The following is a 21,330-nucleotide window of genomic DNA, read 5'->3' on the forward strand; positions in this document are numbered from 1 at the left end:
CCCCGGCGGCGGCCCCCGCCCGCCCGGTGGGCCGCGGGCCCTCCCCGCCGACCGGCACCACGGCACCGGTCCGGACACCGCCGGTCATCCGCCCGACCACCACGCCCCCGGCGCGGCGGCCGGCCCCCCGGCCCCGCACACCACCCCCCGGGACCCGCACCACGCCGCCGCGCCCCGGGACCCGCGCACCCTCGCGCCCGCCTCCGCGTCCGCGCCCCTGGGCAACCTCCGTGCCCGGCTCACCTCCTTCGTCGGGCGGGAGGACGACATCGAGGCGATCCGGCGGGATCTGGCCGGGGCCCGGCTCGTGACGCTGCTGGGCCCGGGCGGGTCCGGCAAGACGCGGTTGTCGCAGGAGGCGGCCGAGACCGTGGGGGAGGCTGCCCGCGACGGGGTCTGGCTGGCAGAGCTGGCACCCGTCGACGACCCCGAGGCGGTGCCCGAGGCCGTGCTGACCGCCGTGGGTGCCCGCGAGACCGTGCTGCGCGGTGCCGGTGCGGAGGAACTGAGAGCGGTGGCCGAGCGCCACGACGACCCCGTCGTGCGCCTGGCCGAGCACTGCGCGCGCCGCCGGATGCTGCTGATCCTCGACAACTGCGAGCACGTCGTCGACGCGGCGGCCCGCCTGGTGGCGGAGCTGCTGGCCCGCTGTCCCGGCCTGACCGTGCTCGCCACCAGCCGCGAACCCCTCGGCGTGCCCGGCGAGGTGCTGCGCCCGGTGGAGCCGCTGCCGGAACCGGTGGCGCTGCGGCTGCTCGCCGACCGGGGTGCCGCGGCCCGGCCCGCGTTCCAGGCCGACGACGACCCCGACGCCTGTGCCGAGATCTGCCGCCGCCTCGACGGCCTGCCGCTGGCCATCGAACTCGCGGCGGCCCGGCTGCGGATGCTGACCCCCCGGCAGATCGCCGACCGCCTCGACGACCGCTTCCGCCTCCTCACCTCCGGCAGCCGCACGGCGCTGCCCCGTCAGCAGACCCTGCGGGCCGTCGTCGACTGGTCCTGGGACCTGCTCGACGAGGACGAACGCGACGTGCTGAGCCGCCTGTCGGTCTTCGCCGGCGGCTGCGACCTCCGCGCCGCGGAAGCCGTGTGCGGGCCCACCGCCTTCGACGCGCTCGGCCAGCTCGTCGACAAGTCCCTCGTCCAGGCCGCTCCTTCGGGCGGCGGCGAGATGCGCTACCGGCTCCTGGAGACCGTCGCGGAGTACGCCGCCCAACGACTCCACGAGGCCGGCCGGCGGCAGGCCGCGCAGCGCGCGCATCTGACGTACTACCGTGAACTCGCCCGCACCACCGACCCGTTGCTGCTGGGCCCGGAGCAACGCACCGCCATCGAACGGATCGAGCGCGAGTACGAGAACCTGCGCACCGCGCTGCGGCACGCGGTCGCGGAACGCGACGAGCAGGAGGCCCTGTGCCTGGTGCTGTCGCTCGGCTGGTACTGGCAGATGCGCGACCTGCGCATGGAGGCCCGCCACTGGTCGGCGGAGACCATGGCACTCGGCCCCGACCCCTTCAGCCGCCCGGTGCGTCCCGCCGAGCCGGTGTGGGAACGCTGCACCTCCGTGCCGCCGCCGCTGACCGGTGAACTCCTCGCCGAGGCCCGGCGCGGCATCCACCTGATCCACGTCACCTGCATGGACACCGAGCTGGACACCTGGCAGACCCCGCAGGCGCAGGACAAGCTGCGCATCATCGGCGAGACCTACCGCCCCGGCCTGCCGCAGACCTGCCGTGCCCCGGGCTCCGCCTGGTTCTACGCGGTGCTGCTGACCGGCGACATGGAACGCGTCCGCGAGATCTTCGAGGCCTCCATCCGCACCTGCCGCAGCCGCCCCGACTTCGAGTGGGAGCTGGCGGTCTGCCTCGGGCTCCGCGCCAACATCACGGCCAATCGGACCGACTGGGCGGGCGACGCGACCCGCGACGCCGACGAGGCCCTGGAGATCTTCCGCCGGCTAGGTGACGCCTGGGGCACCGCCGAGGCCCTGTCGGCGCGCGGCGAGGTCCGGGAGCGGCGCGGCGAGTACCGCGCGGCCGCCGCCGACTACGAGGAGGCCATCGCACAGGCCGACCGCCTCGGCGCCCGCGCCCAGACGACGGTGCTCACCGCCCGGCTGGGCACCGCCCTGCTGGAGGCCGGCGACGCGGAGCGCGGCGAGGCGCTGCTGCGGCACGTCGTGGAGCAGCGAGACATCGCGCACAACGAGGCCATGCCCGCCGCACGCCTCTTCCTCGCCGGCTGGCTCAGCACCACCGGCCGCACCGCGGAGGCCCGCGAGCACCTCAGGCGGCTGCGGAAGGACTTCAGCGCCGCGACCTTCGCCGTCTTCGACGGCTTCATCCTGGGCTCGGAGGCCTGGCTGGACGTGGTCGACGGCGACCACGAGGAGGCCCTGGCCAAGACCCGCCGGGCGCTGGAGCGGGCCGAGGAGCCGCTGACACGGGTGATCGTGCCGCACATGCGGGCCGTCTGCCTGACCCTCGCCGCGACCGCCCTGGCCGGCGTCGACGGTGGCTCGCGCGCCCGGGACGCCGCCCGCTGCCTCGGCGCCGCCGACGCGGCACTGCCGTCCGGTCACGTCCCCGGCTACCAGGAGCGCGCGGCCCGTGAGCGTGCCGTGGCCGCGGTGCGGGCCGTCCTCGACGGCGAGCAGTACGCCGCCGCCCACGCCGAGGGCGGCGGTCTCACCCCCGAGGAGGCCGCCGCCCTCGTCTGAACCCCGCGGCGGAGCGGCGTCAGTGCTTGGTGCGGAACCTGTGGATGGCGATCGGTGCCATCACGGCGGTGATCCCCACCGACCAGGCCACCGTCACCCACAGGTCGTGGGCGACCGGGCCGCCGATCATCAGGCCGCGTGCCGAGTCCGCGAGCGTGGACAGCGGGTTGTAGTCGGTGAAGGCCCGGAGCCAGTCCGGCATCGAGTCCGTCGGCGCGAAGATCGACGAGCCGAACTGGAGGGGGAACAGCACCAGGAACCCCATCGCCTGCACGGACTGCGCGTTCTTCAGCACGACGCCCAGGGTGAGGAACACCCACATGACCGAGGAGGCGAACAGCGCGGACAGGCCGACGGTGGCGAACAGGCCGGGCCAGTCGTGGATCTCGAAACCGACCAGTGTGGCGACGGCCATCAGCACGGCCGTCGCGAACAGCATCCGCGCCAGCTCCACGGTGATCTTCGCGAACAGCACCGAGCCCCGCCCGATCGGCAGGGACCGGAAGCGGTCCATGACCCCGCTGTTGAAGTCCTGGCTGAAGCCGGTACCGACGCCCTGGGACAGGGTCATGCTCATCATCGCGACCATGCCGGGGATGACGTACTGCACGTACTGGTCCTGGCCGCCGCCCAGCGCCTGCCCGATGGAGCCGCCGAAGACGTACACGAACAGCAGGGTGAAGACGACCGGCATCAGCAGCGCGTCGAACATCGACTCGGGGTCCTGCCGGATCCACAGCAGGTTCCGGCGGACGAGTGCGCCCGTGTGCCGGAAGTGCCCCCGCAGCGGAATGCGGGCGTCGGAGGGGCCGGAAACGTGGGCGGAAGGGGCGGTGGCGGCGCTCATACGGCGACCTCCTGACGGTCGTCGGCGGTCCTGGTGCCCTGCGGGGCGCCGGCGTGGTGGCCGGTGAGGGAGAGGAACACCTCGTCGAGGCTGGGCAGTTCGGTGGAGATGGAGGCGAGCGTGATGCCGCGTGCGGTGACGGCGCCGACGACGGCGGTCAGCTGCTCGTCACCCAGGACCGGCACCAGCACGGCCCCGCGCTCGGTGTCCACGGTGGTCGCGGCGAGCCCGGTGATGCCGAGATCGTCGAGCCACCCGGCGAGCGGCCGCAGCTGGAGCGGATCGGCCGGCCTGACCCGCAGGGTCCGTCCGCCGACCCTGGCCTTCAGCTCGTCGACCCTTCCGCCGGCGATGACCTTGCCCCGGTCGACGACGGTCAGCTCGGACGCCAGTTGCTCGGCCTCCTCCATGTACTGCGTGGTCAGCAGGACGGTCACTCCGTCCCCGACCATCCGTATGACCTCGGACCACACCTCGTTGCGGGTGCGCGGGTCGAGGCCGGTGGTGGGCTCGTCGAGGTAGAGCACGGCCGGTCGCCCGATCATCGAGGCGGCCAGGTCGAGCCGCCGCCGCATGCCGCCGGAGTAGGTGCTCGCCGGGCGCTTGGCCGCCTCGGTCAGCGAGAACCGCTCCAGCAGCTCGTCGGCCCGCGCCCGGGCGTCCTTGCGGGACAGGTCGAGCAGCCGCCCGATCATGTAGAGGTTCTCCCAGCCGGGGAGCTTCTCGTCCACGGAGGCGTACTGCCCGGTGAGCCCGATCGCCCGGCGCAGCTGCCGCGGCTGCCGTACCACGTCGTACCCGGCCACGGTCGCCTGCCCGGCGTCGGGCTCGATCAGGGTGGACAGGATCCGCACGAGGGTGGTCTTGCCGGCCCCGTTCGGTCCGAGCACCCCCCTCACGGTGCCCTCGCGGACGTCCAGGTCCACCCCGTCCAGCGCCTTGGTCTCGCCGTAGTGCTTGACCAGCCCCCGCACGGTCACGGCGTTCCCCGCACCGCTGGGCTCGTTGTCGATTCGCGTCATGACCACGACGCTGCCAGGTGCCGCCGACAAACCACCGACAGGACGCCGACAGCAGGCTGATCGGCACTACAACGCACCGACAACGCACCGGCAGCCTCCCGGCACCGGTCCCGTCCGGTCCCGCCGGCCCGGCCCTGCTCCCGGCCCGGGCCGGCGGGCTCCGCCCGCGGGGTCGTCTCCCCCTACGACCGCGTCACGTCGACCCGGGCGGCGATCGGCAGGTGGTCGCTGCCGGTCGCCGGCAGTGTCCACGAGCTCTCCGGCTCGACGCCCTTGACCATGATCTGGTCGATCCGGGCCATCGGGAACGACGCGGGCCAGCTGAAGCCGAAGCCGCTGCCGGCGGCCCCCTGTGTCGAACGCATCTGGGAGGTCACGGCATTGAGCGAGCGGTCGTTCATGGTGCCGTTGAGGTCGCCGAGCAGGACCACCTTGCCGAGGGGTTCCTGGGCGATGGCCTCGCCCAGCGCGTCCGCGCTCTTGTCGCGCTGCCGGGCGGTGAACCCGGCCTCGATCTTCACCCGCACCGAGGGAAGATGGGCGACGTACACGGCGACCTTCCCGGCCGGCGTGGCGACGGTGGCCCGCATGGCTCGCGTCCAGCCCAGCTCGATGTCGACGGCCCGCACGTCGTCGAGCGGGTACTTGCTCCACAGCCCGACCGTGCCCTGTACCGAGTGGTACCGGAAGGCCGTCGCCAGTGCCTGTTCGTACGTCGGGACCGCCGAGGCCTTCAGCTCCTCCAGGGCGACCACGTCCGCGCCCGAGGCGGCGACGTCGCGGGCGGTGCCGGAGGGGTCGGGGTTGTCGGCGTTGACGTTGTGCGTGGCCACCGTCAGGTCGCCGCCGGCGCCGGTCCTGTCGGTGATCAGCCCGCCGAAGAGGTTCAGCCAGACCACGGCCGGCAGCACCAGCGCGATCAGCGCGGTCGCGGACCGGCGCAGCAGCGCGACGCCCAGCAGCACCGGGATCAGCACACCGCACCAGGGCAGGAACGTCTCGGTGAGGCTGCCGAGGTTGCCGATCGTGTTGGGGATGTGCGAGTGCATCAGCATCACCAGCGCGAGGAGCACCGCGAGCGCCGCCGCCACGATGCCTCGCCGCCAGATCCTCGGGTCGCCGCGCCACGGGCCGGTCAGACGGGCCACCAGGCGCCGGAGGCGGGATCCAGGTCGCTCGTCGCCCGAGCCGCCGTCGTCCTTCTCCGTCATGTACGCCTGCTGCGCCATACTGTCGCCTCACAACCTGCCGTGCACACCGTCGCCCCCCTGTGCCCTTGACCCTAGGGGATGAACGGCTCCCGTCCCGCCGTCCCGCGGCGGCCGTACGAGCAGGAGGACGTCCGAGGCGGTGCGGTGAGTTCCGGATGGACCGTCAACAGGCGTGTTCTGTGACGAAACCCGCACATCCGGGCTATGAACCGGACGGGCCGCCGGGCCGCAGACCGGTCAGGACGGCGTCGACGATCTGCTCCGACAGCCCTTCGGGCAGGTCCGCGTCGGGGCGCAGGACGGACCGGATCAGCATGGGGCCGACGAACATGTCGTTGGCCAGCTCCAGATCGACGTCGGCGCGCAGTTCGCCGTTCAACTGCCCGCGGCGCAGCACCTCCAGACCCAGCCGGCGGCGCGGGGCGATGACGCAGGCGTGGTAGGTGGCCCAGATCTTCGGGCTGCTCTTCATCTGGGTGTGCACGTTGTGCAGGATCGTCGAGGTCCGGCTGGCGACGCCGCGCTGCCGCATCGACTCCAGCAGGACGACCAGGTCGTCCCGCATGGAGGTGCCGGGCAGCTCGGGGTCGTCGGGTTCGGCGGCCCGCAGCACGTCGACGAAGAGTTCCTCCTTGCCGCTCCAGCGGCGGTAGATCGTGGCCTTGCCGACGCCCGCGGTGCGGGCGATGCGCTCGATGGACAGCTCGGCCAGCGGTACGCCGTCCTCCAGCAGCTTCATCGCGCCCTCCAGGATGGCGCGTTCCACCGCTTCGCTGCGGGGCCGACCCCGGGCGGGGGTCGGTACCGCCGCCAGACCCTGGTTGTCGGCGAGGCTCACGTCTGTCGGTCCCTTCGTCGGACGCCGAGTACCATTCTCCCCCGGCTTCGGGGCTACTCCCCGGTGGTCACCAGCTCCGGTTCCCCCTCTCCCGTCTGCGGCTCGGCCAGCCGCCCCGGCATCACCAGCGCGACGACGACCGCTCCGGCCACGGCGACCGCGGCGGCCCCGAGCGCGGTGACGTGCATCGCGTGCAGGAAGGCGTCGTTGGCCGGGCCGATCAGGGCCCTGCCCTGCGGGCCGAGCTTCGCGGCGACGCCGAGGGTGGCCTCGATGGACTCGCCCGCCGACTCCCGCAGGCCCGGCGGCAGCGTGCCGAGCTTGTCCTCGATGCCGCCCCGGTACGCGGCCGAGAGCACCGAGCCCAGGACGGCGATGCCGAGGGCGCCGCCGACCTGGCGGAAGGTGTTGCTCAGCGCGGAGGCGGAGCCGGCCTTCTCGCGGGGCAGGGCCTGCATGATGACGACGCTGACCGGGGTCATGATGTGCGCCATGCCGGTGCCCATGAGGAAGAAGACGACCTCCAGCACCCAGATCGGGGTGCCCGTGTCCAGCACGGCGAACGCGGCCAGCGTCGCGGCGACCAGGAGCATGCCCCCGGTGGTCGTGACCCTGTTGCCGAAGCGGTCGACGAGCAGCCGGGCGCGCGGCGCGAAGATCATCTGGGCGGCGGCCAGCGGCAGCAGGAGCAGGCCGGTCTGCAGGGGTGAGTAGCCGCGCACGCTCTGGGTGTAGAAGACCGAGAAGAAGGTCACGCCCATCAGGGCGAAGAAGACCAGCGCGATGGCGGCGATCGCGGCCGAGAAGACCTTGTTCCTGAAGTAGGCGATGTCGATGGACGGGTGGTCGCTGCGCTTCTCGAACACGACGAAGGCGACCAGCGCCGCGAGACCGGCTCCGATGGTGGCGAGCACCGTCGTGTCGGTGAAGTCGGCGAGTTCGCCGCCCTTGATGATGCCGTAGACGAGCAGGACCAGGCCGACGATGGAGAGCACGACGCCGACCGGATCGATGCGGCCGGGGCTCGGGTCGCGGGAGTCGGGCACCAGCCACAGCATGAGCGCGAGCGCGATCAGCACGATCGGCACGTTGACCAGGAAGACCGACCCCCACCAGAAGTGGTCCAGCAGCACTCCGCCGGTGATCGGGCCGATGGCGATGGCCAGACCCACGCCGCCCGCCCAGATGCCGATGGCCTTGGGCTGCTCGTCGCGCTCGAAGACGTTCATCAGCACCGCCAGGGTGGCGGGCATCACGAAGGCCGCCCCGAGGCCCATCACGGCGCGGAAGGCGATCAGCTGGGCCGGGGAGCCGGACTGGGCGGCGAGCGCGGAGCCGATGCCGAAGACGGCGAGCCCGCCGAGGAGGATCTTCTTGCGGCCCAGCCGGTCGCCGAGCAGGCCCGAGGTGAACAGCAGGCCCGCGAAGACGAGGGTGTAGGCGTTGATCGCCCATTCCAGCTCGCTCTGGGTGGCGCCCAGGCCGGTGGGTGCGGGCGTCGAGATGGTCTTGATGGCGACGTTCAGGATCGAGTTGTCGAGGACGACGATCAGCAGGCTGAGCATCAGCACGCCGAGGATCGCCCAGCGGCGCCGGTGCACCGCTTCCGGTGTGCGGCCGGAGGAGACGGCTGGAGTGGTCATGACGTCGAGTCTAGGGTAATTCCGATACGGAACCGTATCGTATCGAAATCCTTTACTGAGGCCTTACCCGAAGGGGGGGCTGGCCCCGCCTGGCACGAAGTGCCACCATGGACTCGGTCCGGGGACGCCGTCAGGGCGCCTCGAGATGACGTGAGGAGCGTTGCCATGACGCAGCTTCCGGCTGCCCAGACTGCGCAGCACAAGCCACAGGACGGCAGCAAGGCGCTGTACGGGGGGAAGGGCACCCGCCGCATCACCGTCCGTGACATCGCCCTCGCCAAGGAACGCGGCGAGAAGTGGCCCATGCTCACCGCCTACGACGCGATGACCGCGTCCGTCTTCGACGAGGCCGGCATCCCGGTGATCCTCGTCGGGGACTCGGCGGGCAACTGCCACCTGGGGTACGACACGACCGTGCCCGTGACGCTCGACGAGATGACCGTGCTGTCGGCGGCCGTCGTACGCGGCACCGGCCGCTCGCTCATCGTCGGCGACCTGCCCTTCGGCTCCTACCAGGAGGGTCCGGTGCAGGCGCTGCGCTCGGCGACCCGGCTGGTGAAGGAGGCCGGGGTCCAGGCGGTGAAGCTGGAGGGCGGCGAACGGTCCCACGAGCAGATCCGGCTGCTGGTCGAGTCCGGCATCCCGGTCATGGCCCACATCGGGCTCACCCCGCAGTCCGTCAACGCCATGGGCTACCGCGTGCAGGGCCGCGGCGAGGAGGCGGCCCAGCAGTTGCTGCGCGACGCCAAGGCGGTCCAGGACGCCGGCGCCTTCGCGGTCGTCCTGGAACTGGTCCCGGCCGAACTGGCGGCCGAGGTGACGCGCACGCTGCACATCCCGACGGTCGGGATCGGCGCCGGCGCGGCCACGGACGCGCAGGTGCTGGTGTGGACCGACATGCTCGGTCTGACCCGGGGCCGGGTGCCGAAGTTCGTCAAGCAGTACGCCGACCTGCGCCAGGTCATGGGCGATGCCGCGAAGGCGTTCGCCGAGGACGTCGTCGGCGGGGAGTTCCCGGCGGCGGAGCACTCCGTCCACTGAGCCACTGCGGCACCGGGCAGCCCGCCGATCGTCCCCCGTCGGCGGGCTGCCCCCTTTCCGGCGGCCGCGCCCGGCGCGTGCCCGGTCGCCGGGCGCCCCGGGAGCGCAGCGGCCCTGCACCATTGCATGTCACCGGGAACGACGAGGGCCGCGCGCTTCGTCGGGCCGCTTGATCGGTCTCGGCGCGCCGGACGTGCCCCAAAGGGGTTTCCAAGGCCGGAGCGCGGCGAACGCCCCCGGTGGCGCGGGCGACCGCGTGACGGACCGGGTCGCACCCCCTCGACCTGCCCCGATGCACCCCCTGTGTTCCCCGCGTCCGCTGTGTCCCCTGGTTCCGTGTTCCCTCCGCCGGCCGTCCCCGACGGCCTTCCCCCGCCCCGCCGTCGCCGGCCGCGGTCGGTCCTGCGTGCCAAGTCGTCTTCAGGCAAACACTCTTGACGCCCTTTTGGTCAAGGAAGAACTCTTTTTGATCTCCCTATTCCCCTGACATGAACTGTTCATCGAGAGAGTGGCCCCCGTCGAGTGATCACTCGCGACGAACCGCACACAGGGGGTTCTATGAGATCCAACCGCGCCAGGATGCGCGCCGGAGTGAGCCTGGCAGCCACCCTGCCCATGCTCGCGGGCGCGCTGGCGGTCGGGATACCCGCGGCGCACGCCGCGGAGGGAGTACACCGGAACACGCTGGCCGGGACCAAGCCGGCGTGGGCCACCGCCGGGGCGGACAAGGGCGCCACCTCGAACAGCGCCCAGGTCTCCGCCCGGGTCTACCTCGCCGGCCGGGACGCGGCCGGGCTCGCGGCGTACGCCCGGGCCGTCTCCGACCCGTCCTCGCCCGAGTACGGCAGGTTCCTCACCGCCGACCGGGCCCGGGCCCGTTTCGGCGCCTCCAAGGCCCAGATCGACGCCGTCAAGTCGTGGCTGACGTCGGCCGGCCTGAAGGTGACCGGCGTGACGCAGCACTACGTCTCCGTCCGCGGCGACGTGGCCGCCGCGGAGCGGGCCTTCGGCACCCAGATGCACAACTACGCCAAGAGCGGCCGGACCTACCGCGCGCCGGCCGCCTCGGCCACCGTCCCGGCCGACCTCGCCGGTGCCGTGCTGACCGTCACCGGCCTGGACAACGCCCCGCACAAGGCGGACCACAAGGACCAGCTGCCGCCGCCGGACTCCGTGTTCCGCAACTCCGGGCCGTTCTCCTCCTTCTACGGTTCCCGTACGGCGCGTGCGCTGCCCGACGCCTACGGCCGGAAGATCCCGTACGCGGTGAAGGGCTACACCGGCCGGCAGCTGCGGTCCGCGTACGGCGCGGGCCGCTACACCGGCAAGGGGGTGCGCATCGCGATCACCGACGCGTACGCCTCACCGACCATCGCCTTCGACGCGGCCTCCTACGCCAAGAAGCACCGCGACGCCCGCTGGACCACCGGCCAGCTGCGCCAGTCCCTGCCCGGCGGCTACACCCACACCGAGGAGTGCGGGGCGGCCGGCTGGTACGGCGAGGAGACCCTGGACGTCGAGGCCGTGCACGCGGTCGCACCCGCGGCCCAGGTGACGTACGTCGGCGCCGCGTCCTGCTACGACGACGACCTGCTCGACTCGCTCGGCAAGATCGTCGACAACCACCTGGCCGACATCGTCTCCAACTCCTGGGGCGACATCGAGGCCAACCAGACGCCGGACCTCGCCGCCGCCTACGACCAGGTCTTCCAGTTCGGCGCGGTCGAGGGCATCGGTTTCTACTTCTCCTCCGGCGACAACGGCGACGAGGTCGCCCACACGGGCACCAAGCAGGTGGACACCCCGGCCAACTCCGCCTGGGTGACCGCGGTCGGCGGCACCTCACTGGCCGTCGGCAAGCACAACAAGTACCTGTGGGAGACCGGCTGGGGCACCGAGCGGGCCGCTCTCGCCGCCGACGGCAAGAGCTGGACCGACTTCCCCGGCGCCTTCACCTCCGGCGCCGGCGGCGGCACCAGCCGGACCGTCGCGCAGCCCTCCTACCAGAAGGGTGTCGTCCCGGACGCGCTGGCCAAGGCCAACAACGCCGCCGGCAACCGCGTCGTCCCGGACATCGCGGCGATCGCCGACCCGAACACCGGGTTCCTCGTCGGGCAGACCCAGACCTTCCCCGACGGCAGCCAGAGGTACAGCGAGTACCGCATCGGCGGCACGTCGCTGGCCGCGCCGGTCATCGCCGCCGTCCAGGCCCTCGCCCAGCAGGCCCACGGCGGCAAGGCCCTCGGCTTCGCCAACCCGGCGATCTACGCCCGGTACGGCTCGAAGGCGTACCACGACGTCACCGACAACCCGACCGGCACCGGCCTCGCCGTGGCCCGCGTGGACTACGCCAACGGCTACAACGCCGCCGACGGCCTGATCACCTCGGTGCGCAGCCTCGGCAAGGACAGTTCCCTGAAGGCTGTCAAGGGCTACGACGACGTCACCGGCGTCGGCTCGCCCGACCGCGGCTACGTGCAGTCCTACCGCAGGCACTGAGCCCGCACGCGTACGGGGGTGGGCGCCGGCCCGCCCCCGTACCGCGTGCGCCCGGAGGGCACACCGGGGGGCGTGGGGTGGCCCACACTCCGCGCCACCCCATCGCGTCGCTCTGACGATTACACTGGGCGGCGTGCCTCAACTACGTCTCGCCCTGAACCAGATCGACTCGCGCGTCGGCGACCTCGCCCGGAACACCGAGACGATCGTCCGCTGGACCCGGCACTCCGCCGAGCAGGGGGCGCATCTCGCGGCCTTCCCCGAGATGGCGCTGACCGGCTACCCCGTGGAGGACCTGGCCCTGCGGCCGTCCTTCGTCGAGGCCTCGCGCGCCGCCCTGCACGCCCTCGCCGCCCGCCTCGCCGAGGAGGGGCTGGGCGACCTGCCGGTGGTCGTCGGCTACCTCGACCGCAGCGAGGCCGCCCAGCCGAAGTACGGCCAGCCGGCCGGCGCCCCGCAGAACGCCGCCGCGGTGCTGCACCGCGGCGAGGTCGTGCTGACCTTCGCCAAGCACCACCTGCCGAACTACGGCGTCTTCGACGAGTTCCGCTACTTCGTCCCCGGCGACACCATGCCCGTCGTACGGGTGCACGGCGTGGACGTGGCCCTGGCGATCTGCGAGGACCTCTGGCAGGACGGCGGCCGGGTCCCGGCGGCCCGCTCCGCCCGGGCCGGCCTGCTGCTGTCGATCAACGCCTCCCCCTACGAGCGCAACAAGGACGACACCCGCCTCGACCTGGTCCGCAAGCGCGCCCAGGAGGCCGGCTGCACCACCGCCTACCTGGCCATGATCGGCGGCCAGGACGAGCTGGTGTTCGACGGCGACTCGATCGTCGTCGACGCGAGCGGCGACGTCGTCGCCCGTGCGCCGCAGTTCTCCGAGGGCTGCGTGCTGCTCGACCTGGACCTGCCGGCCGCCGCCCCGAACGCCCCCGAGGGCATGGTCGACGACGGGCTGCGCATCGAGCGCACGGTGCTCTCCGCGGACCCACTGCCCGCCTACGAGCCGCAGCACACCGGCGGCTACGCCGAGCGGCTGGACGATGCGGAGGAGGTCTACTCCGCGCTGGTCGTGGGAGTGCGCGCGTACGTGCAGAAGAACGGCTTCCGCTCCGTCCTGATCGGCCTGTCCGGCGGTATCGACTCCGCGCTCGTCGCGGCGATCGCCTGCGACGCGATCGGCGCCGAGAACGTCTACGGCGTGTCCATGCCGTCGAAGTACTCCTCGGAGCACTCCCGCGACGACGCGGCCGAACTGGCCCGCCGGACCGGGCTGAACTTCCGCACCGTGCCGATCGCCCCCATGGTCGACGCCTACATGGCGGCCACCGAGCTGACCGGGCTGGCCGAGGAGAACCTCCAGTCCCGGCTGCGCGGCACCCTGCTGATGGCCATCTCCAACCAGGAGGGCCACATCGTCCTCGCCCCCGGCAACAAGTCCGAGCTGGCGGTCGGCTACTCCACGCTCTACGGGGACTCGGTGGGCGCCTACGGCCCCATCAAGGACGTGTACAAGACCTGGATCTGGCGGCTGGCCGAGTGGCGCAACGAGGCGGCCCGCGACCGCGGCACGACCCCGCCGATCCCGGAGAACTCCATCACCAAGCCGCCGAGCGCCGAACTGCGCCCCGGCCAGGTGGACACCGACTCCCTGCCCGACTACCCGGTGCTGGACGCGATCCTGGAGCTGTACGTCGACCGGGACCAGGGAGCCGACACGATCGTGGCGGCCGGCTTCGACCCGGAGCTGGTGACCAGGACCCTGCGCATGGTGGACACGGCCGAGTACAAGCGACGCCAGTACCCGCCGGGCACCAAGATCTCCGCGAAGGGCTTCGGCAAGGACCGCCGCCTGCCGATCACCAACGGCTGGCGCGAGACGGCGTGAGGGGGGAGGGCCTGCGCCCGGGGCTACGGCCCCGGCGCTGCCCCGCGCTCCCTCAGCATGTCGGACATGAGCTGGATCTCCGACCGCTGCGCGTCGACCATGCGCTGGGCGAGCCGCTTCTCCGCCCCGACCGTGCACCGCGCGACACAGCCCTCGGCCATGTGCACGCCGCCCTGGTGATGGGCCGTCATCAGCTGGAGGTACAGCACCTCGGCCCGCCGGTCGCCGAGCGACCCGAGCCGCTCCAGATCGGCGTCGGTCGCCATGCCCGGCATCAGCGCTCCCTCCCCACCCGCGGGCAGGGAGCGCATGCCCATCCAGGCCATCGGCGGCTGCGGTGACACCTTCGGCAGGCCCCACAGGTCCAGCCACCCCAGCAGCATGCCGCGCTGGTTCGCCTGCGTCTGGGCGATGTCGTAGGCGAGCCGCCGCACCTCCGTGTCCCGGGTGCGGTCGCGCACGAGGTACGACATCTCCACCGCCTGCTGGTGGTGGATCGCCATGTCCCGCGCGAACCCGGCGTCCGCGGATTCCGCGGTGGGCGTCCCCGGCGCGCCGCCGCCCTCCGCGACCGCGTAGGTGAGCGCGCCGGTCGCGACGAGCGCCGCCGCGGCGGCGCCGGCCACCCAGCCGACGGCCCGGCTCACCGCATCATCCCGCCGCTGCACGTGGCACCCGGCTCGGGCGTCTGCTCCCCCTGCACGTAGGCGGCGAGGAACGCGTCCACGGCCGGGTCGCCGGCGCTCTTCACGGACCGCTGGTGGCCCCACGCGGTGAGCACGATCGGGTCCCGCTGGTCCGGGTAGGGACTCATCATCGTGTACGGCGTCCGCTCGACCTTGGCGGCGAGGGCCTCCACGTCGGATCCGGCCGCCTCGCCGTTGTACGTCACCCAGACCGCGCCGTGCTCCAGCGAGTGCACGGCGTTCCCGTTCTTCAGGGCCTTGGTGTAGACGGTGCCGTCGCACTCCGCCCACACCGGGTCGTGGTCGCCGCCGACCGGCGGCTCCATCGGGTAGTGCACGGGCGCGGTGACGTGTTTGCGGGACAGCTCGCCCTGCCAGGTCCGCACGCCGTCCGCGCCGGTGACGAAATGCCCCGCCCCGGCGGAGTCCCCGTCGCCGGCCGTCGCCGGCCCCGAGTTCTTCCCGGCGCCCCCCGCCGCGTCCGCGCCCTTGCCGCCCGCGGACGTCACCAGCAGCACCCCGCCGACGACGAGAGCGGCGGCCACCAGGGCGCCCACCGTCACGGCGAGGACGCGTCGCCGCCGCCCGGGGGCCTGTCCGGCACGCCGTGCCTCCTCGATGCGCGCCCTGCGCGCCGCACTGCTGCTGTCGTTGGCGGATCCCACGGGGGAGTGTCCTTTGTGAGGGGAGGGTCACGGACGAGTGTGCCGATGGTAGTGGGGCGGCGGACCGTGGTGTGGGGCGGGTCCGGCCGCGGGCTGCGGCGCACGATAAGTGGTATCCGTGATGCGCATTACCTAGGCTGCCGGTATGCGGCTCCTGCGCTCCACCGACCTCGCCCTGCGCTTCCTGATGCGGCTCGCCGTCGTCGAGACGTCCACCCCGACGACCCGCGACGTCGCCGCGGACATGGGCGTCCCCTACACGCACGCCGCCAAGGTCGTCGCCGAGCTCCAGCGGCTGGGACTGGTCGACGCCCGCCGCGGGCGGGGCGGGGGGCTGTCGCTGACCGAGAAGGGCCGCACGGCTTCCGTGGGCGCCGTCGTGCGCAGCTTCGAGGGCGAGGGCGACGTCGTCGACTGCGAGGGCGCCACGCCCTGCCCCCTGAGCCCGGGCTGCCGGCTGCGCGGCGAGCTGCGCCGGGCCCAGGAGGCGTTCTACGCGGCGCTGGACCCGGTGACCGTGGCGGACGTCGTCGCCGAGCCGACCGGGCCGCTGCTCCTGGGGCTGCCCAAGGTCCCCTGACCGTCCGGGGGCCGGGCGGTCAGGGGACGACGGGTCAGGGCTGGGCCAGCCAGAGGTCCGGGCCGAAGACCTCGTAGTGGATGTCGGCTGGGGCGACACCCTTCTCGATCAGTTGAGCACGCACCGTGCGCATGAAGGGCAGCGGGCCGCACAGGTACGCGCGCGTGCCCGCCGGGACGTCGACGCCGGCGAGGTCCACCAGCCCGGTGTGGGCACCGGCCGGGGCGTCCTGCTCGTACCACAGGTGCAGCGCCGCGTCCGCCAGCTTGCCGGTGCGGGCCTCGTGCTCGGCACGCAGGGCGTGGTGGCCGGGGGAGCGGTCGCCGTGCACGACGGTGACCGGGGCGCGGTGCCCGTCCTCCGCCAGCTGCGCCAGCATGGCGATCATCGGGGTCACGCCGATGCCGGCCGAGGCCAGCAGCACGGGCGCGTCCGGGGCGTCGTCGAGGACGAGGTCGCCGTACGGGGCGGACAGCTCCAGGACGTCGCCCACCCGTACCCGCGTGTGCAGGTGGTGGGAGACCTCGCCGTCCGGGGTGCCGTCGCCCAGCACCCGCTTGACGCTGATCTGCCGGACGGTGCCGGTGGGCGCGCCGGAGAGGCTGTACTGCCGTATCTGCCGGGCGCCGTCCGGCAGCTGCACGCGCACCGAGACGTACTGACCGGCCCGGAAGGGCGGCACCGGGTCGCCGTCGAGGGGACGGAGCCGGAAGGTGGTGACGTCGGTGGTCTCCGGGACGCGCTCGACGACCTCCCACCGGCGCCGGCCGTTCTCGCCGCTCTCGCCGCTTTCCCGGTACAGCCGCTTCTCGATGGCCACCAGGGCGTTGGCCATCAGCCAGTACACCTCGTCCCAGGCCGCCGCGACCTCGGGGGTGACGGCCTCGCCGAGGACGCCGGCGATGGCGGCGAAGAGGTGCTCGTGGACGATCGCGTACTGCTCGGGCGCCACGCCCAGGGAGGCGTGCTTGTGGGCGATCCGGCCCAGCATCGCGTCCGGCCGCTGCCCGGGGTGGTCCAGCAGGTGGGTGGCGAAGGCGGCGATGGAACCGGCCAGGGCCTGGCGCTGGGTGCCGGCGGCCTGGTTGCCGCGGTTGAACAGGTCGCGCAGCAGTTCGGGGTGGGCGGTGAACATACCGGCGTAGAAGCGCTCGGTGATCTCGTCGAGGTGCGCGCCGACGGCGGGCAGGGTCGCACGGATCACGGCGGCGGACGGGTCGGACAGCATCAGGGCCTCCTTCGGGCTCGGCTGGCCCCGGCACCGTATTAAAACTTGCATCTGAGATGCAAATTAAGGGTGGTGGGGGGAGCCACCCCGGACCGGCCGTTACAGATGGCGGTCCGAGCAGGCAAGATGGGCGCAGAGCGGTGCACGTGCCGCACCCGGGGCGTCCGCGCCCGGGTCGGCCGGCCGATCATGGTCCGCAACGCGCATGAAATGGTGTTGTGGTGGGATGCTCAGGTGCCCGACCGCCCGCCCGCGGGACATGGGACAGGCGGCCTGACCGGCAAGGATGGGGAAGCGGAAGATGGACAAGCAGCAGGAGTTCGTGCTCCGGACCTTGGAGGAGCGCGACATCCGGTTCGTACGCCTGTGGTTCACGGACGTGCTGGGCTTCCTCAAGTCCGTTGCCGTGGCCCCGGCCGAACTGGAGCAGGCCTTCGACGAGGGCATCGGCTTCGACGGCTCCGCCATCGAGGGTTTCGCCCGCGTCTACGAGTCCGACATGATCGCCAAGCCGGACCCCTCGACCTTCCAGGTCCTGCCCTGGCGTGCGGAGGCACCCGGCACCGCGCGCATGTTCTGCGACATCCTCATGCCGGACGGCTCCCCCTCCTTCGCCGACCCGCGCTACGTGCTCAAGCGGGCCCTGGCCCGCACCTCCGACCTCGGCTTCACCTTCTACACCCACCCCGAGATCGAGTTCTTCCTGCTGAAGGACCGCCCGCTGGACGGCTCCCGGCCCACCCCCGCCGACAACTCGGGCTACTTCGACCACACCCCGCAGAACGTCGGCATGGACTTCCGCCGCCAGGCCATCACCATGCTGGAGTCGATGGGCATCTCGGTGGAGTTCTCCCACCACGAGGGCGCCCCCGGCCAGCAGGAGATCGACCTGCGCTACGCCGACGCGCTGTCCACCGCCGACAACGTCATGACCTTCCGCCTGGTGATGAAGCAGGTGGCGCTGGAACAGGGCGTGCAGGCGACGTTCATGCCCAAGCCGTTCAGCGAGCACCCGGGCTCCGGCATGCACACCCACCTCTCCCTGTTCGAGGGCGACCGCAACGCGTTCTACGAGTCCGGCTCCGAGTACCAGCTCTCCAAGGTCGGCCGCTCCTTCATCGCGGGCCTGCTGCGGCACGCGGCCGAGATCTCCGCCGTCACCAACCAGTGGGTCAACTCCTACAAGCGCATCTGGGGCGGCACCGAGCGCACCGCCGGCGCCGGCGGCGAGGCACCCTCGTACATCTGCTGGGGCCACAACAACCGCTCGGCCCTCGTCCGCGTCCCGATGTACAAGCCCGGCAAGACCGGCTCCGCGCGCGTGGAGGTCCGCTCCATCGACTCCGGTGCCAACCCCTACCTCACCTACGCCGTCCTGCTCGCGGCCGGGCTGAAGGGCATCGAGGAGGGCTACGAGCTCCCGCCGGGCGCCGAGGACGACGTGTGGGCCCTGTCGGACGCCGAGCGCCGCGCGATGGGCATCGAGCCCCTCCCGCAGAACCTCGGTGAGGCCCTGACCCTCATGGAGCGCAGCGACCTGGTCGCCGAGACCCTCGGCGAGCACGTCTTCGACTTCTTCCTCCGCAACAAGAAGCAGGAGTGGGAGGAGTACCGCTCCGAGGTCACCGCGTTCGAGCTGCGGAAGAACCTGCCGGTGCTGTAGGGGCGGGGTCGGGGCGGGTTTCCCGCTGATGACGCGGGTGGGCCCCGGCCGCCTCCGGGTGCGGGGACTCGCGCGGTCGGCGGCGCCGGGACCGACGTGCCCCGTCCGCCGAGGTGCCGCCGCGCGGGTGCGGGGGCGCCGGACGGGTGCCGTGCGGCCGCCGCCTGGGGGCCCTGGCCCGTCCGACTCGCCGGCGGGGCGGGCGACGTCGGCGGGGCGGCGGTTCCCGCCCGGGCGTCGTGCCCCCGGGGGTCCGCCACGCCCCTGAACCGCAGCCTGCGGAAGCCTTGCCTCCGGCCCTTGACCCGGAGCGTCCCGGCGGCCACCGTGGAAGGTAAGGCGACAGTCCGGTACAACGCTCTGCCGCACCCCGGGAGCAGGAGGGGAGGCGAGTGGATGACGACCAGACCCAACGCACGGCGGATGGCGGAGGCCCTCGGCCCCGTACCGCCGTGCGCGGGTTCGCCTACGGAAGGAAGGCGGGCGACACCGCCGCGGTGCTGAGGCGCCGCGGCGCTCCCGTGCCGTCGGACGGGACCGCGTACAGGTCCGCGCCGTAGTCGCCGGGCAGGGCGTACACGAGGGTGCGGGCGTCCTTCCACACCGCCTGGTCGTCCACGCTGCGCGGCTCGGCCAGCGGGGTCTCGTGCAGGGTACGCAGGTTGAGGACGTACAGCCGCCAGGGGGCGTCCGCGGGCAGTCCCGGTACGCGTTTCTTGAAGGCGATCCGCGTCCCGTCGGGGGACAGGGAGGGACACTCCACGTTCGCGCGCAGCACGGTGACCGTACGGGTGCGAAGGTCGCCGCGGACCAGGTGGGTCAGGCCCCCGGTCGCCAGCGTGGCGTAGAACGTCCGGTCGTCCGCCGCGAACGTCACGCCCCAGAAGTTCATGTCCGCCGCGTGACGGGTGCGGCCGTCCTCGACGACCCGGAAGGACTCCAGGGACGGGATCAGCTCGCCCGTGAGGACGTTCACGATCGCCGCGCGTGTGGAGAAGCCGGTGCCCGCGTAGGAGTCGCCGCCCACGAACGCCGTCCAGGCCGCCCAGTGCCCGCTCGGGGAGACCCGGGCGCGCGAGGGGATGCCCCGGACGTCGTACCGCCGGGTCACGTGCAGGCGCGCGTCCAGGATCACCGCGCGGTAGGTGTCGGAGACCGGGCCGTGCACTGCCTGGAGGCAGATGCCGGTGCCGGACGCGGCGTGGAAGCGCAGGCACTTCACCCCCGACGCGGTCCGTGGGCCGGAGGGGTCCGCCGCGGGGACCGCGGTCAGCTCGTCGCGGTGCGGCCCCCACGCCATGGACCGGAAGACCATGGTGCCGTGCGCGGTGAGCGTGACCCGGCCGGAGGCGATCCCGGGGCCGCCCGGCTGCGCCCGGTCGCGGCGGTCCGCGCGGGCGGAGGCGTGCAGCACCGACGCCAGTGCCACGGCGGCCAGGGCGACGACGGCCGCCGCCAGGACCAGGACGCGCAGCCGGAGGGTCATCGGGTGGCCTCCCGGACCGGGCGCAGGGACACGAAGCACCAGGCGGCGCACACGGCCAGCGCCGCCGTCGACGCCAGCAGCGCCGTGCGGTCGCCCCACAGCGTCCACGCCGCCCCGAACAGCAGTGAGCAGGTGAAGCGGGCCAGTGCCTGCCCGGTCTGCACGACGGCCAGACCGGAGGAGCGCAGGTTCTCGGGTACGGTCTCCGAGGCCGCCGCCATCAGCACGCCGTCGGTCGCCGCGTAGAAGCCGCCGTGCAGCAGAAGGACGGCGTACGGCAGCGCCGGGCCGTGCCAGGAGGCGAGCAGCAGGGCGTAGGCCGCGAGGAGCGCGCCGTGGCCCGCCAGGAACACCCGCCACCGGCCGACCCGGTCCGCGAGTCTGCCCAGTGGCACCGCCAGCAGCAGGAACGCCGCGGCCGTGCCCAGCGGCAGCAGGGGGAACCAGCGGTCGGCGACGCCGAGGCGGCGCTGCAGCAGCAGGTAGACGAAGGCGTCGCTGACCGTGGCCAGGCCCAGGAGCAGCGCGCAGACGGTGATCCTGCGCAGTTCCCGCCCGCGCAGCAGGCCGGCCGCCGCCCGCAGGGTCGGCCGCGCGGCCGGGGCCGGGGCCGAGGTCGGGGCCGGGGAGGGGGCCGGGGCCGGGGTGGCCGCGGCGCGGGCCGGCCCGCCGGGTACGAACAGCACCAGCACCAGGACACCCGCGGCCGCTACGCAGAAACTCACCGTGAACACCGCGTCGTAGCCGTCCACGGTCGCGCGCAGGATCCAGAACGCGGCCAGCGGGCCGAGCAGCGCGCCCGCCGTGTCCATCGCGCGGTGCACACCGAACGCCCGGCCGCGTGCCTCCGGCGCGGACGACAGGGAGATCAGCGCGTCGCGGGGTGCCGTGCGCAGGCCCTTGCCGGTGCGGTCGGCGGCCAGGACCAGGCCGATGGGGGTGAGGGTGTGCGCCACCAGCAGCAGGGGCTTGCACAGGGCCGAGAGGCCGTAGCCGAACCCCGCCACCCACTTGTGCCGGCCGCCGCCCCGGTCGGCGAGGTGCCCGCCGGCCAGGCGCACCGCGGCGGAGAACCCGTTGTAGACGCCGTCCAGGAGCCCGAACCCCAGCGGCGACAGGCCGAGTCCCGCCACCAGGTACAGCGGGAGCACCGCCGTCACCATCTCCGACGACACGTCGGTGATCAGGCTGACCGTGCCGAGCGCCAGCACCGTCGGCGCGACCGCGGCGCGGCGCCGCCCGGCGGGGTGCCGGACGGCGCCGTCCGCGGACGCCGGCGCCGGGTCTCCGGCGCGGCTGTCCGCCACGTACATC

General features: G+C 73.1%; 16 protein-coding genes. 6 read left to right on the forward strand and 10 right to left on the reverse strand.

The annotated features are described in order from the left end of the window. A partial coding sequence (locus tag I3F54_RS17605; RefSeq protein WP_240119756.1) for an AAA family ATPase occupies nucleotides 1–2,719 on the forward strand: 2,719 nt, incomplete at its 5' end. A 19-nt stretch (nucleotides 2,720–2,738) separates the two neighbouring features. On the opposite strand, the gene I3F54_RS17610 is transcribed toward I3F54_RS17605, so the two are convergent. The 5 genes from I3F54_RS17610 to I3F54_RS17630 all read right to left on the reverse strand — a co-directional run bounded on the left by I3F54_RS17610 (nucleotide 2,739) and on the right by I3F54_RS17630 (nucleotide 8,280). After that, entirely contained in the window at nucleotides 2,739–3,566 is an 828-nt protein-coding gene (locus I3F54_RS17610; protein ID WP_240119757.1) for an ABC transporter permease, read from the reverse strand. Continuing rightward, a complete protein-coding gene (locus tag I3F54_RS17615) occupies nucleotides 3,563–4,588 on the reverse strand; it encodes an ATP-binding cassette domain-containing protein (protein ID WP_240119758.1) in 1,026 nt (341 codons plus the stop codon). Before I3F54_RS17615 ends, I3F54_RS17610 begins: the two co-directional genes overlap by 4 nt. A 182-nt stretch (nucleotides 4,589–4,770) precedes the next feature. Beyond that, nucleotides 4,771–5,817 carry an endonuclease/exonuclease/phosphatase family protein gene (locus I3F54_RS17620; RefSeq protein WP_240119759.1) on the reverse strand — a complete coding sequence of 349 codons (1,047 nt, stop codon included), beginning with the start codon at nucleotides 5,815–5,817 and terminating at the stop codon, nucleotides 4,771–4,773. Nucleotides 5,818–6,001: 184 nt separating this feature from the next. Then, nucleotides 6,002–6,637 (reverse strand): TetR/AcrR family transcriptional regulator, encoded by a 636-nt coding sequence (locus tag I3F54_RS17625; protein WP_240119760.1) that lies wholly within the window; start codon nucleotides 6,635–6,637, stop codon nucleotides 6,002–6,004. A 53-nt stretch (nucleotides 6,638–6,690) separates the two neighbouring features. After that, the gene (locus tag I3F54_RS17630) at nucleotides 6,691–8,280 is read right to left on the reverse strand and encodes an MFS transporter (RefSeq protein ID WP_240119761.1); all 1,590 of its coding nucleotides are present in this window, start codon (nucleotides 8,278–8,280) and stop codon (nucleotides 6,691–6,693) included. 165 nt (nucleotides 8,281–8,445) lie between these two features. On the opposite strand from I3F54_RS17630, the gene panB reads away from it, so the two are divergent. From panB to I3F54_RS17645, 3 genes are all read left to right on the forward strand, one after another. Further along, nucleotides 8,446–9,321 carry a 3-methyl-2-oxobutanoate hydroxymethyltransferase gene (gene panB, locus I3F54_RS17635; RefSeq protein WP_240119762.1) on the forward strand — a complete coding sequence of 292 codons (876 nt, stop codon included), beginning with the start codon at nucleotides 8,446–8,448 and terminating at the stop codon, nucleotides 9,319–9,321. A 558-nt stretch (nucleotides 9,322–9,879) separates the two neighbouring features. Further along, nucleotides 9,880–11,820: a protease pro-enzyme activation domain-containing protein gene (locus tag I3F54_RS17640; RefSeq protein WP_240119763.1), complete on the forward strand. Its 1,941-nt coding sequence runs from the start codon at nucleotides 9,880–9,882 to the stop codon at nucleotides 11,818–11,820. Between the two features lie 133 nt (nucleotides 11,821–11,953). Then, a complete protein-coding gene (locus I3F54_RS17645) occupies nucleotides 11,954–13,708 on the forward strand; it encodes an NAD+ synthase (RefSeq protein WP_240119764.1) in 1,755 nt (584 codons plus the stop codon). A gap of 23 nt (nucleotides 13,709–13,731) precedes the next feature. Here I3F54_RS17645 and I3F54_RS17650 read toward each other — a convergent pair whose 3' ends face one another. Continuing rightward, nucleotides 13,732–14,355 (reverse strand): DUF305 domain-containing protein, encoded by a 624-nt coding sequence (locus I3F54_RS17650; protein ID WP_240119765.1) that lies wholly within the window; start codon nucleotides 14,353–14,355, stop codon nucleotides 13,732–13,734. Next, the gene (locus I3F54_RS17655; RefSeq protein ID WP_240119766.1) at nucleotides 14,352–15,059 is read right to left on the reverse strand and encodes a DUF3105 domain-containing protein; all 708 of its coding nucleotides are present in this window, start codon (nucleotides 15,057–15,059) and stop codon (nucleotides 14,352–14,354) included. Before I3F54_RS17655 ends, I3F54_RS17650 begins: the two co-directional genes overlap by 4 nt. Before the next feature lie 145 nt (nucleotides 15,060–15,204). Here I3F54_RS17655 and I3F54_RS17660 point away from each other — a divergent pair, with 145 nt between their 5' ends. Then, nucleotides 15,205–15,639 carry an Rrf2 family transcriptional regulator gene (locus I3F54_RS17660; RefSeq protein ID WP_240119767.1) on the forward strand — a complete coding sequence of 145 codons (435 nt, stop codon included), beginning with the start codon at nucleotides 15,205–15,207 and terminating at the stop codon, nucleotides 15,637–15,639. Nucleotides 15,640–15,673: 34 nt separating this feature from the next. Here I3F54_RS17660 and I3F54_RS17665 read toward each other — a convergent pair whose 3' ends face one another. Further along, on the reverse strand, nucleotides 15,674–16,867 hold the full coding sequence (locus I3F54_RS17665) for a globin domain-containing protein (protein ID WP_240119768.1): 1,194 nt from the start codon (nucleotides 16,865–16,867) through the stop codon (nucleotides 15,674–15,676). Nucleotides 16,868–17,168: 301 nt separating this feature from the next. Here I3F54_RS17665 and glnA point away from each other — a divergent pair, with 301 nt between their 5' ends. Further along, on the forward strand, nucleotides 17,169–18,530 hold the full coding sequence (gene glnA / locus I3F54_RS17670; protein ID WP_240119769.1) for a type I glutamate--ammonia ligase: 1,362 nt from the start codon (nucleotides 17,169–17,171) through the stop codon (nucleotides 18,528–18,530). Nucleotides 18,531–18,996: 466 nt separating this feature from the next. Here glnA and I3F54_RS17675 read toward each other — a convergent pair whose 3' ends face one another. Together I3F54_RS17675 and I3F54_RS17680 are read right to left on the reverse strand one after the other, a co-directional pair. Continuing rightward, complete coding sequence (locus I3F54_RS17675) at nucleotides 18,997–20,016, reverse strand: TolB-like translocation protein (protein ID WP_240119770.1); 1,020 nt, start codon at nucleotides 20,014–20,016, stop codon at nucleotides 18,997–18,999. Next, complete coding sequence (locus I3F54_RS17680) at nucleotides 20,013–21,329, reverse strand: MFS transporter (protein ID WP_240119771.1); 1,317 nt, start codon at nucleotides 21,327–21,329, stop codon at nucleotides 20,013–20,015. The genes I3F54_RS17675 and I3F54_RS17680 overlap by 4 nt, the downstream gene beginning before the upstream one ends. Nucleotide 21,330 lies beyond the last annotated feature (1 nt).

Origin of the sequence: Streptomyces sp. MUM 2J (assembly GCF_022414535.1) — a bacterium.
GTDB lineage: Bacteria > Actinomycetota > Actinomycetes > Streptomycetales > Streptomycetaceae > Streptomyces.